10 protein-coding genes and 1 pseudogene are annotated in these 15,018 nt (G+C 70.6%); 6 read left to right on the top strand and 5 right to left on the bottom strand.

The genetic code is table 11. From position 1 onward, the window contains the following. Positions 1–113: 113 nt before the first annotated feature. The 5 genes from ACWEFB_RS29500 to ACWEFB_RS29520 all read left to right on the top strand — a co-directional run bounded on the left by ACWEFB_RS29500 (position 114) and on the right by ACWEFB_RS29520 (position 4,541). Positions 114–1,124 (top strand): amino acid ABC transporter permease, encoded by a 1,011-nt coding sequence (locus ACWEFB_RS29500; protein WP_452290637.1) that lies wholly within the window; start codon positions 114–116, stop codon positions 1,122–1,124. After that, positions 1,121–1,894, top strand: a complete 774-nt coding sequence (locus ACWEFB_RS29505; RefSeq protein ID WP_452290639.1) for an amino acid ABC transporter ATP-binding protein — start codon at positions 1,121–1,123, stop codon at positions 1,892–1,894. Before ACWEFB_RS29500 ends, ACWEFB_RS29505 begins: the two co-directional genes overlap by 4 nt. Positions 1,895–1,952: 58 nt before the next feature. After that, positions 1,953–2,936 carry an ABC transporter substrate-binding protein gene (locus tag ACWEFB_RS29510; protein ID WP_452290641.1) on the top strand — a complete coding sequence of 328 codons (984 nt, stop codon included), beginning with the start codon at positions 1,953–1,955 and terminating at the stop codon, positions 2,934–2,936. A 75-nt stretch (positions 2,937–3,011) separates the two neighbouring features. Beyond that, positions 3,012–3,524, top strand: coding sequence for a GNAT family N-acetyltransferase (locus ACWEFB_RS29515; RefSeq protein WP_326558145.1), 513 nt, complete (start codon positions 3,012–3,014; stop codon positions 3,522–3,524). Positions 3,525–3,620: 96 nt separating this feature from the next. Beyond that, positions 3,621–4,541, top strand: coding sequence for a glutathione S-transferase C-terminal domain-containing protein (locus ACWEFB_RS29520; protein WP_452290643.1), 921 nt, complete (start codon positions 3,621–3,623; stop codon positions 4,539–4,541). 99 nt (positions 4,542–4,640) lie between these two features. Here ACWEFB_RS29520 and ACWEFB_RS29525 read toward each other — a convergent pair whose 3' ends face one another. Both ACWEFB_RS29525 and ACWEFB_RS29530 read right to left on the bottom strand, forming a co-directional pair. After that, a complete protein-coding gene (locus ACWEFB_RS29525; RefSeq protein ID WP_452290645.1) occupies positions 4,641–7,094 on the bottom strand; it encodes a M14 family zinc carboxypeptidase in 2,454 nt (817 codons plus the stop codon). 119 nt (positions 7,095–7,213) lie between these two features. After that, positions 7,214–7,294 (bottom strand): putative leader peptide, encoded by an 81-nt coding sequence (locus ACWEFB_RS29530; RefSeq protein ID WP_357012022.1) that lies wholly within the window; start codon positions 7,292–7,294, stop codon positions 7,214–7,216. Between the two features lie 159 nt (positions 7,295–7,453). Here ACWEFB_RS29530 and ACWEFB_RS29535 point away from each other — a divergent pair, with 159 nt between their 5' ends. Next, positions 7,454–8,398 (top strand): aldo/keto reductase, encoded by a 945-nt coding sequence (locus ACWEFB_RS29535; protein WP_452290647.1) that lies wholly within the window; start codon positions 7,454–7,456, stop codon positions 8,396–8,398. A gap of 4 nt (positions 8,399–8,402) precedes the next feature. Here the strand turns inward: ACWEFB_RS29535 and ACWEFB_RS29540 are convergent, their stop codons facing one another. From ACWEFB_RS29540 to ACWEFB_RS29550, 3 genes and pseudogenes are all read right to left on the bottom strand, one after another. Further along, positions 8,403–13,958, bottom strand: a complete 5,556-nt coding sequence (locus ACWEFB_RS29540) for a non-ribosomal peptide synthetase/MFS transporter (RefSeq protein ID WP_452290649.1) — start codon at positions 13,956–13,958, stop codon at positions 8,403–8,405. Then, the gene (locus tag ACWEFB_RS29545) at positions 13,955–14,647 is read right to left on the bottom strand and encodes a phosphopantetheine-binding protein (protein ID WP_452290654.1); all 693 of its coding nucleotides are present in this window, start codon (positions 14,645–14,647) and stop codon (positions 13,955–13,957) included. The genes ACWEFB_RS29540 and ACWEFB_RS29545 overlap by 4 nt, the downstream gene beginning before the upstream one ends. 126 nt (positions 14,648–14,773) lie before the next feature. Then, positions 14,774–15,016: pseudogene (locus ACWEFB_RS29550) on the bottom strand (AMP-binding protein); the annotation flags it as partial. Between the last annotated feature and the right edge of the window lie 2 nt (positions 15,017–15,018).

Genomic DNA, 15,018 nt, shown 5'->3' on the forward strand with positions numbered 1-15,018 from the left:
GCGACTGAGCCATCCACCGGACCGTCGCGTCTTCCCTCCCGCCGTACCCGGCGCCCGCCGCCCCGTGGACCGCCCACCGGTCACGCGCCCGCAGGCCATCCCTGGAGGTCACCATGACCGCCCCGCCACCCGCCCCGGCGGCCCTGGCATCCACCGCACGGGCACCCGACGGCCCCGTCGACGAACCGCTGAAGGTGGTGCCGGCCCGCCATCCCTGGCGCTGGGCCGCGACCGCCGTGACGCTGGTACTGCTGGCCATGGCTGCCAACGCGCTGATCACGAACCCGGCCTGGGAGTGGCACTTCGTCGGCCAGTACCTGTTCTACGAGACCGTGCTCCGGGCGGTCGGCGTCACCCTGCGGCTGACCGTGCTCGGCATCGTGCTCGGGTTCCTGCTCGGCACCGTGATCGCCCTGATGAGACTCTCGGCGAGCCCGTTGCTCCAGGCGGTGGCCTGGGGTTACGTCTGGCTGTTCCGGTCGGTGCCGCTGATCCTGCAACTGCTGTTCTGGTTCAACCTGGCTCTGCTCTACGACCGGATCTCCTTCGGGATTCCGTTCGGTCCGTCGTTCTTCGACGTCGGGACCATGGACCTGATCGGCCCGATGACCGCCGCAACCCTGGGACTCGCCCTGCACCAGGCGGCCTACTGCGCGGAGATCGTCCGCTCCGGCTTCCTCTCGGTGGACCAGGGGCAACTCGAAGCGGCGGCGGCCCTCGGTATCCCCCGCACCCGACAGATTCGCCGGATCCTGCTGCCGCAGGCGATGCGGACCATCATCCCGACCGCCGGAAACGAGATCATCGGCCTGGTCAAGGGCACCTCGGTGGTCTACATCATGGCCATCCCCGAACTCTTCTACCAGGTCCAGGTGATCTACGCCCGCAACGGACGGGTGATCGCGCTCCTCCTGGTGGCCGCCATCTGGTACCTGCTGCTGACCACCGTCCTGTCGATAGTGCAGTACTACGTCGAGCGGCACTACGCCCGCGGTGCCGTACGGGCGCTGCCGCCGACCCCTCTGCAGCGGGTGAGCCGGCTGGTCGGGCGGGTGGTGGCGGCCCGCCGACAACGGCAGACGGTACGGGACCAGCTCGCGGCCGACCTGGCGGCGCCCCGATGAGCCCCGACGGCGCGGTCATGGTGGAGCTGCGCGGCATCCACAAGAGCTTCGGACCGCTGGAGGTGCTGCGCGGGGTGGACCTGAGCGTGCGTACCGGCGAGGTGGTGGTGATCCTCGGCCCGTCCGGATCGGGCAAGTCGACCCTGCTGCGCAGCATCAACCACCTGGAGAAGGTCAACCGCGGCTCGGTACGCATCGACGGGGAGCTGATCGGCTACCGCCATACCGGCAACCGGCTGCGCGAGCTCAAGGAGCGCGAGATCCTGCGGCAGCGTACGCACATCGGTTTCGTGTTCCAGAACTTCAACCTCTTCCCGCACCTGACCGTGCTGGACAACGTGGCCGAGGCACCCGTGTCGGCGCAGGGTCGGCCCCGGCGAGAGGTGCTGGAGGCCGCCTCCCGGCTGCTCGACCGGGTGGGCCTGGCGGACAAGGCGGACGCCTATCCGCGCCGTCTCTCCGGCGGCCAGCAGCAACGGGTCGCGATCGCCCGCGCCCTCGCCCTGGAACCGAAGGTGCTGCTCTTCGACGAACCGACCTCGGCACTGGACCCGGAGCTGGTCGGTGAGGTGCTCGAGGTGATGAAGGACCTGGCCCGGGCGGGCACCACGATGATCGTCGTCACGCACGAGATCGGCTTCGCGCGCGAGGTCGCCGACCGGGTCGTGTTCATGGACGACGGCGTGATCGTCGAGCAGGGCCCACCGGACGAGGTGCTCACCCGGCCGCAGCACGAACGGACCCGGTCGTTTCTGGCGAAGGTTCTCTGAACCGCCCGCCACCCCAGGTACTCCCGACACCCCGAACACCCCAGAGAAGGAGTTCCGCATGCCGCGTTACCGGCTATCGCGACACCTGGCCAGCGTGCTCGCCCTGACCACCCTGGTGACCCTGGCCGCCTGCGGCTCGCCCGACGACGAACCCGCCGCGCTGGCGGCCGATCCGTCCGGCTCGGCGGCGGCGGCGGTCATCAACACCAGCCCGGACCAGAAACGGATCCGCGCGCAGAAGGTCGACGCCGTCGCGGCCAAGGTGCCGCCGACGATCGGCGCGGGAGGCAAGCTCAGGGTCGGTATCAGCGCTGAGGGATCGCCTCCGTTGGCCTTCCGCGCCGACGACGACCGTACGCTGATCGGGGTCGAGGCGGACATCGCCCAGTTGGTGGCGGACGTGCTGGGGCTGGAACTGGACCTGCAGCCGACCTCGTGGGAGAACCTGTTCCTGGTGGTGCGCTCCGGGCAGAACGACGTCGGTTTCTCCAACATCACCGTGACCGAGGAACGCAAGGACATCTACGACTTCGCCACCTACCGGGTCGACTCGCTCGGCTGGGAAGTGAAGGCGGACGGCAAGGTCAGCAAGATCGAGAAGCCGGCCGACATCGCCGGACTCAACGTGTCGGTCGGCTCGGGCACCAACCAGGAACAGGTGCTGCTGCGCTGGGACGCGCAGAACAAGGCCGCCGGCCTCGCCCCGGTCAACATCACCTACTACCAGAACCCGGCCGACTACCAGCTCGCCCTGCTCTCCGGGCGGATCGACGCGTACTTCGGGCCGAACCCGGCGCTGGCGTACCACGTCGCGGTCAGCGGCAAGACAAAGATCGTCGGAATCGTGCCCGGCGGCGGCGAGGTGCCGGCCCAGATCGCGGCGATGACCAAGAAGGGCAACGGGTTCGTCGAGGCGCTCAACGGCGCACTCAATACGGTGATCAAGGACGGCTCGTACGCCCGGGTGCTGTCCCGGTGGGGCCTCGGCAGCGAGGCGATCCCCGCCGCCCAGATCAACCCGCCCGGCCTGCCCCGGAAGTGATCCACCGCGCCGGTCCCGGTGTCACCGCCGGGACCGGCGCCCGAACCGGTCCCGTCCAGCCTCCGGAGCTGATCGATGGCGTCAAGGGAACTGACCGTCCGCTACACCAGCCCGACCGACCCTGCGGCCCGCCCGCTGCTCGACGAACTGACCCACGAGTACCGGAGCCGGTACGGCCCGAACGAGGAGATGTCCCGCTACCCGGCGACGGAGTTCGCGCCCCCGCACGGCGCCTTCCTGCTGCTGCTCCAGCCGGACGGGTCAGCGGTGGCCGGCGGCGCGTTCCGCCGGTACGACCGGGAGACCGCCGAGATCAAGCGCGTGTGGACCCATTCGGGGCACCGCCGCCAGGGACTGGCCCGCCGGGTGATGCGCGAGTTGGAGGCCGAGGCGGTTCGGCGGGGGTACCGCCGGATCTGGCTGACCACCGGTCCGCGCCAGCCGGAGGCCGAGGCGCTCTACCTCAACCTGGGCTACCACCCCCGCTACGACCTCGACGCCGACCGGGCGGTCCTGCCCTACCTGCCGTTCGAGACCCAGTTGCCGTATTCCACGTGGGCGCCGTTCGGCTCGGAGGGCCGACCGTGAGCCGCCGATGCCGACCAGCTCGACCCTGGCCGTAAAACCTATCTGGTGAGTAGGATTTGATCCGGTTGCAACGCTCCGACTCCTCGGAGGTATCCCATGCCCGGACTGTCACCCTTCAGCCGGCTGGCCACGCCCGTCGATCCCGACACCTACGGCGAGTACCGCATCGTCCGCCGGCCCGACGACCCACGACCCCTCTACCGCTTCTCGGCCCGCCTCACCGACAACAGCCCCGCCGGCTTCACCCCGCGAGCCGGCCGATACCACCTCTACGCGGGGTGGTTCTGCCCGTGGTCGCAGCGAGTGACCATCACCCGCGCCCTCGCCGGACTGGGAGACATCGTCACCGTCTCCTACGTGGACAACCACCGGGACGGCCGGGGCTGGGCCTTCCGCGAACGGTACGGACCCGACCCGGTGAACGGGTTCACCCTGCTACGACAGGCCTACGAGGCCACCGAGGAGGGCTTCGACGGCCACATCTCGGTGCCGACGCTCTGGGACCGCGCCACCGCCGGCGTGGTCAGCAACAACTTCAAGACCATCGGAATCGACTTCGCCACCAGCTTCCGGCACCTGGCCACCCCGCTCGTCGACACCTATCCGGAGCGCCACCGTGACGAGATCGAGGAACTCGACGAGTGGCTCAACCCGGTGGTCAACCACGGCGTCGGTGCCGCCGCCCGGCCGGGCCCCGACGGCGCACGGGCCCGGACCGCGCTGCTCGACGCCTTCGCCGTGCTCGACGAACGGTTGGCCACCCGGCGGTACCTGGTCGGGCCGACGGTGACCGAGGCGGACATCCGGCTCTGGGTGACCCTGGTGCGCTACGACGTCGGCCCCAACGCGACCCGTGCCATCAACCCCGGCCTGCACGAGTACCCGCACCTGTGGGCGTACGCGCGGGACCTCTACGCCCTGCCCGCGTTCCGGGACACCACCGACTTCACCACCTTCACCGCGGCCGGCGCGGAGATCCCCGACTGGCACGCCCCGGCCGTCCGCGCCGCCGCGTGAACCGGGGCCCCGGCCGGGGTCGGTACGACGAGGAGGGCCCGGATGCTCACCGGCATCCGGGCCCTCCTGTGTCACCCGCTCAGCGGAGCACCGTCGGAACTACCGCTGGGCTGCCCAGAGCACGGCCCGGCCGAGCTGCGGTTGCAGCCCCTTGGGGTGGGTGCGGTAGGTCGGGTCCGTACCGAAGAGCACGACACCGTTGCCCGCGGCCGTCACGCCCCGGACGATGCTGGCCTGGTTGGCCGCGGCAGTCGGACCGTTGGTGCCGGCCGCGTTCGCCGCCCACCAGCCGGACAGCAGCGGGTCGGCGGTGTAGGACTGCTCCACCGTGACGCCGGCACCGAGGTTGGTGAACCAGACCGGCTGGTTGATGAACGAGTGCGGGATCGCACCGGAGGTGACCGGGCCCTGGCTGTTCACGATGTTGACCACACCACTGGCCAGGGAGGCACCCGCGGTGGCAGTGACGCTCAGCAGCGCGGCGGCGTTGCTGAAGCTCGCCCCGGCGGTGTCCAGACCGACGACACCACCGCCCCGGGCAAGGAAGGCGTCGAGCGCGGCACGGTTCTCCGCCGTCAGGTTCGCCAGGTTGAGGTTGGCACCGACGAGCAGTACGTCGACGTCGGCGGTCAGCGTGGTGGCCAGGGTCGCGGCGGTGATCGTACGCGCCTCGAAGCCGATGTCGCGCAGGGTGTCGCGCTCCTCGACCGTACCCAGGTAACCGACGACGACCTTGTCCAGCAGGGTCCCCTGCCAACCCGCCGGAGCGGCTTCGAAGGCGACGTCGTGCTTACGGGACTCGGCGGCGGCGAGCCGCCGGTTGGTGGTCGTGTGCGGGATGACAACCGACCCGTCGGCGAGCCGGTAGACCGCGACCCCCTGGTCCAGCAACGCGTTGACCGCGAGCAGGTCGGCCGCGTCCTGGATGTTCAGCCGCAGGTCGGGCGTACCGCCCGGCACCGAACTCTCGGCCTTGCCGTCGTAGGCCCGCTCCAGGCCCACGCCCGGCAACTGGTCCCACAGGGTGTCGACCGTCGCGCCCCAGGTCAGCCCCTGGCTCCAGGCGGCCGGTCCGGCGTAGAGGTCGTCCACCCGGTCGGTGATGTCGACACCGGGTTCGAGCAGGGAGTTGACCAGGCCACGCTTGGGCTGGTGCATGTCGATCACGTACGAGCCGGCGGGGTAGGACTTGCCGTTGGCGGTGAAGTTGCTCTTCGCCCGCCACACCCGGCCGCCGCTGCCGATGAGCAGGTCGACGAGACGGGCCGCGGCCGGCGCGGAGTGCTGACCGGAGCCGGCCGGGATGACGTACGAGCGCGGGAAGACCGTGTTGTAGTTGTCCTCCGGACCCCAGCCCGGAACGTACCCGTCCGGGATGTCCCGCAGCGGCTCACCGGCCGCACCACGGCGGTACACCTCGGCCTGGTCGAACAGCACCTCGGTCCGGTGGTCCTGGATGTACTGCAGCGAGGTCTTGATCGCCACCTCGTGCACGTCGGTGTTGATGCCCGACCGGCGCAGCTTCTCCGCCGGGGTGAGGTTGCCGCGCGGGTTGAGCGGTGCCTCGATCGTGTACGGGATGCTGCTCTGCAGCATCGCGAAGGACGGTACGTAGATCGGCGGGAAGTCGTCCCACACGCCGGGCTCGTCGTCCCGGAACGGGATCCGCGCCTGCTGCGTCTCGGGGTAGCCCAGCGCCTTCAGTCCCTGCTCGATCGCGAGCGCGTTCGGCAGGCCGTGCTTGATGTAGAGGTCGTACTCGTTGTTGACGTTGTGCGGCGGGGTGCTCGGGTGCAGCAGCGTCGGGTTGACGTATCCGTGCAGGTCGAGCGTGATGATCGGCTTGGTGTCGACGATCAGCTCACGGATCAGGTTGGTCTCGGGCTGCGACACGATGGTCAGGTCGCGGTTCAGGTCGTAACCGGCCGCGTTCTGCCGGGTTCCGGCCACCCGACCGTCCGGGTTGGAGGTGACGTTGAAGACGAGCCGGTTGCGCTTCAGAAGCTGCGCGACCTGGGGATCGGTGCTGGTCGCGAACTCCTCGATCACCCGCAGGGCCGCGTCGGTGCCCTCCCACTCGTTGCCGTGGATGTTCGCGTTGACGAACAGGGGGGTCTTGTAGCCCTCGATGAGACGCCGGTCGTGCTGCGCCGTCGCCGGCTCGTTCTCGATCAGCCGCCGCCAGTTTTCCTGGCGCCGCGCCTCGTCCTGGGTCTCGGGCGCGGTCACCGTCACCGCGTACAGGTCATAGCCGCCGGAGGACTTGCCGGCGACCCGGGCGGACACCCGGTTGCTGGCGGCCTGGAGGGCGTTGAGCTTCGGGGCGATCTCGTCGTACGGGGTGACCCCGATCGGGATCGAGGCGTCGTTCGGGTTGTCAGCCCAGACAGGCAGCACGTTCTGTACGGGGAAGCCCGTGATGCCCCAGAAGTCGATCCCGGACGGAGGCACGGACGGCAACGCGGACGCGTTCACCGGCCCGGCCCAGGCGATCGTGCCGACGAGCGACGCGGCAACCGTTGCCGCGGCGATCCTCGAGAGTTTCCTGACCATGAAAGACAGATCTCCTGTCGAGAGAGGACAGTGCACGCGGGCAGACGTCACCGCAGGGCCGGAGACCCACGGGGATTGGGGAGAACGTCGGCAGCGGGCGGGGAAGGGGGAGCCCGGCGTCAGATTGAGCGTCGACAGGCGGCGCTGGCGACACGCAGGAGGTCGATGTGACCCCGCTTAGTCAGGTAGACGCTCCGCACGAAGTAGATCTTCGTTGAGTCATGATCCGCTGTCAACCAAAGGTGCCCATCTGTTGATCAGTCTGTAACGGGACGGACCCAACCGGGACGGCGGACGACAGCGTCCGTCGATACGCTGGCAGCACCGCCATCCGGCGGTCGACCAGGGGGGACATCGGCATGCAGATCAGGGATTTCGGCACCACCGGCCTGCGGGTCAGCGCCATCGGGCTCGGCGCGTGGCAGCTCGGGCGCTCGGCCCAGTGGCCCGACGGCCCCGAGCCGGCGGAGGCCGTCCGGATCGTGCACGCCGCGCTCGACGCGGGTGTCAACCTCATCGACACCGCGCCCGGTTACGCCGACGGGCGCAGCGAGTCGAACATCGGGCGGGCGCTGACCGGTCGACGCCGCGACGAGGTGCTGATCTGCACCAAGGTCGGCTACCACCCCGACGGCAGCCCGAACTGGGCGCCGGACGCCATCGAGGCGTCGATCGAGGGCAGCGCCCGCCGGATGAACGTCGACCACGTCGACATCGTCGTACTGCACAGCCCACCGAAGGAGATCATCGACGGCAGCCGGTGCGACCACTACCGGGTCCTGCAACAGCTCAAGGACAAGGGCACGATCCGGGCGTACGGGGCGTCGGTCGACTGGGGTGCGGATGTCGACACCGTGTTGACCACCAGCGCCTCGAACGCCCTGGAGGTGCGGATGTCCGCCCTCTACCAGGAACCGTGGCAGGCGATGGGGCGGGCCCGCGACCGGGGTGTCGGGACCCTGGTCAAGGTGCCGCTGGAGTCCGGCTGGCTCTCCGGCAGGTACCACGCGGACAGCGTCTTCACCGACGTACGCGAGCGCTGGACCCGCGCCGACGTGGCGCTGCGCGCGGGGCTGGTGGACGAGTTCCGGGCGCTGCTGCCCGACGGGGTGAGCCTGCTCGACGGCGCGCTGCGGTTCCTGCTCGGCTACGACGCGGTGTCGACCGTCATCCCCGGCACCAAGTCCCTGGCCCAGTTGCACAGCAGCATCGCCGCCGCCGGCACGCCGCTGCCACCGGAGACCTTCGAGGCCATCCGGGCCTGGTACGACGCAACGCTCGCCACCAGGCCCCTCGACTGGTGACCCGTCAGCCGCCGCTCCCGCTGCCCTGGTGGGAGCCGGCGGCCGTACGGGACTGCACGCGGGCGGTCCAGGTGCTCAGCCCGACGAGGTCGTCCGGCGGCGCGTCGGGTACGTCGTCGTCGAACCGGGCCAGGGTACGCACCCGCAGCGACACCGCGACCACCACGGCGATGCAGACGGCGAGCAGGATGTAGAGCAGGCCGGTGCCCCGCCCCGGCCCGACACCGAGGACCTGCCCGACGGTGTCGGCGAGCGAACCACCGGGCAGTAGCAGCGGCTCGAAGCGCGGCACCAGCAGCGGGGCGATGACCGCCTGACCGAGCGGCATGGTCGACAGGGCGATGACCATGTTCAGGGCGATGACCCGGGCGTGCAGTCGCTGCGGGACCTTGGTCTGGATGATGGTCAGCCAGATCCCGTTGATGACCGACAGCGACAGCGACATCCCGAGTGCGCCGGCGGCGACAACCGCGACGCTGGGACGCAGCCCGGTTATCAGGCCACCGGCGGCGAACGCGAACGTGAGCAGCAGCATGCCGCGCATCCGCCGGTGCCGGGGGCCACCCCAGGCGGTCATGATCAGACCACCGACGACCGCGCCGACCCCGCCCGCCAGCGACACCTGCGCCACCGACTCCAGCGGGGCGAACGCCAGGACCAGCGGGGAGAGCAGCAGGAACAGCGGTGCGAGGAAGAGGTTGAACGCGGCGAAGAAGAGCACCATCGCCCGGAAGCTGCGGTGCTGCACGGTGTACCGCAGGCCGCCGGTGATCTCGGCGAGCAGGCTCTCCCGGCGACGGCGGGCCATCGCGCGGGGGAACTTGACCAGCACCAGCACCGTGATCGCGAACAGGTAGCTACCCAGGTCGATCAGGAGGATGCCGCCCAGACCGATGGTGGCGATCAGGCCGACCGCGACCAGCGGTACGAGGAACTGCGCGACACCGCCGCCGAGTTGGACCATCCCGTTGGCGTGGCCGAGATAGCGCTTGGGTACGAGCTGCGGCACCGCGGACATGTACGCCAACCGTTGGAAGGTCAACGCGACCGACAGCCACCCGACGAAGGTGTAGATGTGCCACGGTTGGAGCTGGTCGGTCCAGTAGAGGGCGGCGAACGAGGCGATGGCGGTCAGCGCGGCGAAGTCACCGGCGAGCATCGCCCGGCGACGGTCACTGCGGTCGATGATCGCCCCGGCGACCGGGGCGGCCAGGATGCCCGGCACCTGACCCAGCACCGCGAACAGCGCGAACCGGATCAGGGACCCGGTCTCGAGGTAGGTCCAGAGCGGCACCGCGAAGGTGGTCAGCGCCGACCCGATCCCGGAGATGAGCTGCCCGGCGGCGACGGTGAGGAAGCGGCCCATCCCCGGCTGCTTCGTCGTCGCCGCAGCCACCGGCTCGTCGTCCCGGGAGACCGCGGTGACCTGCCACGACAGGTCCGGGTTGTACGCGGGAACGGGCTGTTCGAGTTCCCGGTCGACGGCGGTGATGATGTCGGCGACCTCGTCGGCACGGAACTTGGCGAAATAGTGCCCGGCCTCCTGCAGCACCACCAGGGCGGTGGTGTCGCTGAGGAAGTGCCATTCCCGGTACCGCTCCTGGTGGTACTCCGTACCGGGGTCGCGGTCGCCGACGATGCTGATGATCGGGGTACGCAGCGGGGTGGCGTGCTGGTGCAGCAGCTCGGTGAAGTAGTTCTCGGCGGCCTCGCCGTCGTGGCGCATCGCCCGGATCAGGAACCGCTGCTGCTCGGCGTCGAGCGCGCCGAGGTCGGCCCCCATGCCCTGGAGCCAGTTGGCGTAGACCCGGTCGCCGCGCAGCCGTTCGCCGAGGCGGAGCCGGGTGAGCCGGCCGAGCACCCCACCGACCGGTCGGGCGAAGGGGAAGATCCCGCCGAGGTAGAGCGCGTCCAGCTCCCGGCCGGCCTCTTCCAGCCGGCGGGCGACCTCCACCGCGAGCGCCCCACCGGGGCCGCAGTGTCCGTACACGACCAGGGGTCCGGTGATCGTGTTCAGGATCTCCTCGGTGAGCCGCTGTGCGGTCACCTCGATCGGCTCGATCTCCTCGGCCAGTCCGATGTCGTGTCCGGGTACGGCGACCGCGTACAGGCTGTGGCCGTCCGGGAGGGCGTCGGCCAGCGGCTGGTACACGACCGCGTTCGCGCCGCCGTACGGGACGCAGACGTACGAGCGTTTCCGGGTCCCGCTCGGGGGTCGGCTCAGCTCGTGCAGCAACCGGTCGGCCGGTTGCCCGGATTCACCGGTGGCGAGCAGGGCGAGTTCGCGCACCGTACGGCACCGGAACAGGTCCATCACGCTGATTGGCCGCTCGGTGGTGAGCGTACGACGCAGCCGGGCCACCACCTGGGTGGCGAGCAGCGAGTGCCCGCCGAGGTCGAAGAAGTCGTCCAGCGCGCCGACCCGCTCGACCTCCAGCACCTCCTGCCACACCTGGGCGATGGCGGTCTCGACCGGCCCGTCCGGCGGGACGTGTTCGAGACCGGAGGCGGCGGTCGCGGCCACCGGTTCGGGTAGCGCCCGCCGGTCGACCTTGCCGTGGTCCTGCAACGGCAGCCGGTCCAGCCAGACGAACTGGTTCGGGATCATGTACTCGGGCAGGGTGCCGGCGAGCAGCCGGCGCAGCGTACCCGGATCCGGGTCGGTCGGGGCCGAGCCGTCGTCGGCGGCCTCGCGTTGCAGGTAGCCGACCAGCCGGTCACCGCGCAGCATCGCGACCGCCGCGCTCACCCCCGGGCAGTCGACCAGCGCCGCCTCGACCTCGCCCAACTCGACCCGGTAGCCGCGCAGCTTGACCTGCCCGTCGCGCCGGCCGATGAACTCCAACTGCCCGTCCGGACGCCACCGGGCCAGGTCGCCGGTGCCGTACATCCGCGCACCGGGCTCGGTCGCGTACGGATCGGGCCGGAACCGCTCCGCGGTCAGACCCGGCTGCCCGAGGTAGCCCCGGGCCAGCCGGTCCCCGCCGAGGTACAGCTCGCCCGGCACGCCGACCGGCACCGGCCGCATCCGTTCGTCGAGCACGTACACCCGGGCGTGCGGCAGCGGCTTGCCGATCGGTGTGGTGCCGGTGCCGGTGTCGGACGCCTCGACCCGGTAGGTGGTGACACCGACGGTCGCCTCGGTCGGGCCGTAGTGGTTGATCACCGCAGCCGGACCGGCGGCCAGGCCGGCGGCCCAGTCCAGCCGGGACGCCTCCCCGCCGAGGAGCAGCGCCTTCGCCGGCACCAGCCGCTCGGACGGGACCTCGACCGCCAACGCGGCGAGGTGCGAGGGCGTCATCTTGAGGTAGTCGATGCGCTGTTCGCGCAGGTAGTCGGCGAGTTCGTCGCCGGTGCACCGACGGGGCACCAGGTGCACCGCGCCGCCGCTGGCCAGGCCGAGGTAGAAGACGGTGACCGCGAAGTCGAAGGACAGCGACTGGAGCAGCGCCCAGCGGGCCGCCGGCACCACCCCGATCTGCGCGGTGACCCCGTCGAGGTAGTTGCGCACCTGCCGGTGGGCCACCGCCACGCCCTTCGGCCGCCCGGTCGAACCCGACGTGAAGATGACGTAGGCGAGGTCGTCCGGCGCCGCGACCGGTTCCGGCGCGAGCGGACTGTGCCCGGCGATCTCGTCGCGTACCTCGTCCAACCGGACGGTGGCGACGGACTCGAACCGGTCCGCCAGGTCGGACGTGGTCAGCACCAGCGCCGGTCGGGCGTCGGCCATGATCGTGCCCAGCCGGGCCGGGGGCTGTTCCGGATCCAGCGGTACGTACGCGGCGCCGGCCCGCAGCACGCCAAGCAACGCCATCGCCAGTTCGGCCGACTGCTCCAGGCAGACCCCGACCAGCGATCCCCGGGTCACGCCGTGACCGCGCAGCCAGGCCGCCATCCGGTTCGCCCCGGCATCGAGGTCGCGGTAACTGGTGGCCACACCGTCGTGGACGATCGCGGGTGCGTCCGGGGTCGCGAGGACGTGCGGCGCGATCACGTCCGCGAGGGTCCCGTCGGCCGGTTGCGGTGCGGGCGCTCCGGTTCCCAGACCGAGTACGGCCGACCGTTCCGCCTCCGTCATCAGGTCCAGGTCGGCCAGGGGTGTGTCCGGCCGGGCGACCGCCGCGGCGAGCAGCCGGCGGTAGTGTTCGGCGAACCGGGCGACGGTGTCGGCGTCGAACAGTTCACTGCGGTAACCGAAGGATCCGCGTACGCCGTCGGGATGCTCGTCCACGTACAGCGACAGGTCATGCTTCGTCGTGGTGACCGGACTACCGAACGGGAGCCGTTCCAGTCCGTCGGGCCACTCCCCCGCCGACCCGCCGGTGTTGTGCATACCGAAGAGCACCTGGAAGATCGGCGACCGGCTGGTGTCCCGTTCGACGTTCAGGTCCTGCACGAGCCGTTCGAACGGCAGCTCCTGGTGGCTCAGCGCCTCCAGGACCCGGTCCCGTGTCTGGGCCAGGAGCTGCGCGAACGTCAGCTCGGTACGGAGATCGGCCCGTAGCGGCAGCATGTTGACGAACGGCCCGACCAGCCGCTCCAGTTCGGGGCGGACCCGGCCGGCGACCGGTGAACCGACGGCGAAGTCCCGCTGCCCGCTCAACCGGTGCAGGAGCACGTGCAGTCCGGCGAGCAACGTCATGAACAGGGTCGCGCCGTGTTCGCGGCCGAGCGACCTGAGCCCCTCGACCAGGTCGTCCGGGAACCGGACCTGGTGACCGTCGCCGCGCCACCCCGGCTGCGCCGGGCGGGGACGGTCGACGGGCAGGTCCAGCGGCGGCACACCGTGCAGCGCCTGCCGCCAGTACGCCAGGTCGCGTTCCGCCGCCGGGCCGGCGAGCCGTTCCCGCTGCCAGGCCGCGTAGTCGCCGTACTGGATCGGCATGGGTGCGGGGGCCGGCGCCTGGTCGAGCCGGGCGGCGTAGAGCGCGGCCCAGTCGGCGAAGAACACCGGCCAGGACCACCCGTCGCCGACGATGTGGTGCATCGCGACGTGCACCACGTGGTCGTCCGGGTCGAGTTGCACCACCATCGCCCGCAGCAGCGGCGCCACGGTCAGGTCGAACGGTCCGCAGTCGCGGGTGGTCAGGGTCTGCGCCTGGTCGAGCGGGTCCGCGCCTGCCTCCGGGTCCACCGGTACGACGCGGAACGGCACCTCCACGCGTTCGACCACGACAGCCGACACCCGCCCGCTCTCGTCCACCGGGAACCGGGTACGGAGCGTGTCGTGGCGCCCGACGACGTCTTCCAGCGCACTACGGAGGGCGTCGAGGTGCAGCCGTCCGCGCAGCCGTACCGCGCCGCGCATCACGTACGCGTCCGTGCCGGGTTCGAGCTGCTCCATGAACCAGAGGCGTTCCTGGCCGAACGAGATGGGCGGCTCCACACCGTCCGGCAGTCGCGGGATCTCCGGTGCCCGTACCGCCGCCCCGGCTCCCTTGCGTAGCCGCTGGGCGAGCAGGGCCCGACGTTGCTCCGACAGCCGCTCCGTACGCGCCCGCGCGGCCGGCGCCAGCATCGGCGCGGAGTCGCTGTCCACCTGGTTCTCGAGGTCGGTCACGGGTTCACGTCCCCGTCGAGCAGCCGGACGACCTCGTCGTCGGAGAGCTGTTCGAGGTCGGTGACGAGGAGTTCCTCGAGCACGGCCGCGAAGGCTTCGACGGTGGAGTGGACGAACAGTGTCCGGATCGGTATTTCCATTTCGAGTGCGGCGCCGAGTCGGGCGACGGCTCGGGTGGCGAGCAGGGAGTGGCCGCCGAGGTCGAAGAAGTCGTCCAGCGCCCCGACCCGTTCCCGTCCGAGCACCTCACCCCAGGTGGCCGCCACCAGTTCCTCGACTTCGGTGGAGGGTGGGACGTGCTCGCGGGCGTCGGAGTCGGGGAGTTCGGTGGGGAGGTTGCGGCGGTCGATCTTGCCGGCGGTGTTCAACGGCAACGCGTCCAACACCATCACCTGCCCCGGAACCATGTACCCCGGCAATGCCTCCGCCAGATACGACCGCAACTGCCGCCCCGAAGGCACCTCGCCCGACGACGCCGCAGGTGACACGTAACCGACCAGGCGGGCGTCCTCACCCTTGCCCGCCACCACCACCGCCGCCTGACCCACCAACGGATGCCCCACGAGACGGGCCTCGACCTCACCCAACTCGATCCGGTACCCCCGCACCTTCACCTGATGATCCACCCGGCCGAGGAACTCCAGTCCCCCACCCCGCAGCCACCGGACCCGGTCCCCCGTCCGATACAACCGCCCACCCGGCGCCCCGTACGGATCAGGAACGAACCGACCAGCCGTCAAACCCGCCCGCCCCACATACCCCCACGCCACACCCGCCCCACCAACAACCAACTCACCCGGCACCCCAACCGGCACCGGCCGCAACCCCCGATCCACCACATACACCTGCGTGTTACCGATCGGCGCACCCAACGACACCGACCCCACACCCACCGGCACCTCCGCCAACGTCGACCAGATCGTCGTCTCCGTCGGCCCGTACACATTCACCAACCGCGACACCCTCGACCGCAACTCCCGACCCAACCCCACCGGCAACTCCTCACCACCGGTCAACCCCACCACACCCGGGAAATCGAAACCCGCATCAAGCAACATCC

It is taken from the genome of Micromonospora sp. NPDC004704, from assembly GCF_053601675.1.

Excerpts from the sequence above, each read along its gene's own strand:
- ACWEFB_RS29500 (WP_452290637.1), top strand. The coding sequence starts at position 114 with ATGACCGCCCCGCCACCCGCCCCGGCGGCCCTGGCATCCACCGCACGG.
- ACWEFB_RS29535 (WP_452290647.1), top strand. The coding sequence starts at position 7,454 with ATGCAGATCAGGGATTTCGGCACCACCGGCCTGCGGGTCAGCGCCATC.
- ACWEFB_RS29520 (WP_452290643.1), top strand. The coding sequence starts at position 3,621 with ATGCCCGGACTGTCACCCTTCAGCCGGCTGGCCACGCCCGTCGATCCC.
- ACWEFB_RS29515 (WP_326558145.1), top strand. The coding sequence starts at position 3,012 with ATGGCGTCAAGGGAACTGACCGTCCGCTACACCAGCCCGACCGACCCT.
- ACWEFB_RS29505 (WP_452290639.1), top strand. The coding sequence starts at position 1,121 with ATGAGCCCCGACGGCGCGGTCATGGTGGAGCTGCGCGGCATCCACAAG.
- ACWEFB_RS29525 (WP_452290645.1), bottom strand. The coding sequence starts at position 7,094 with ATGGTCAGGAAACTCTCGAGGATCGCCGCGGCAACGGTTGCCGCGTCG.
- ACWEFB_RS29510 (WP_452290641.1), top strand. The coding sequence starts at position 1,953 with ATGCCGCGTTACCGGCTATCGCGACACCTGGCCAGCGTGCTCGCCCTG.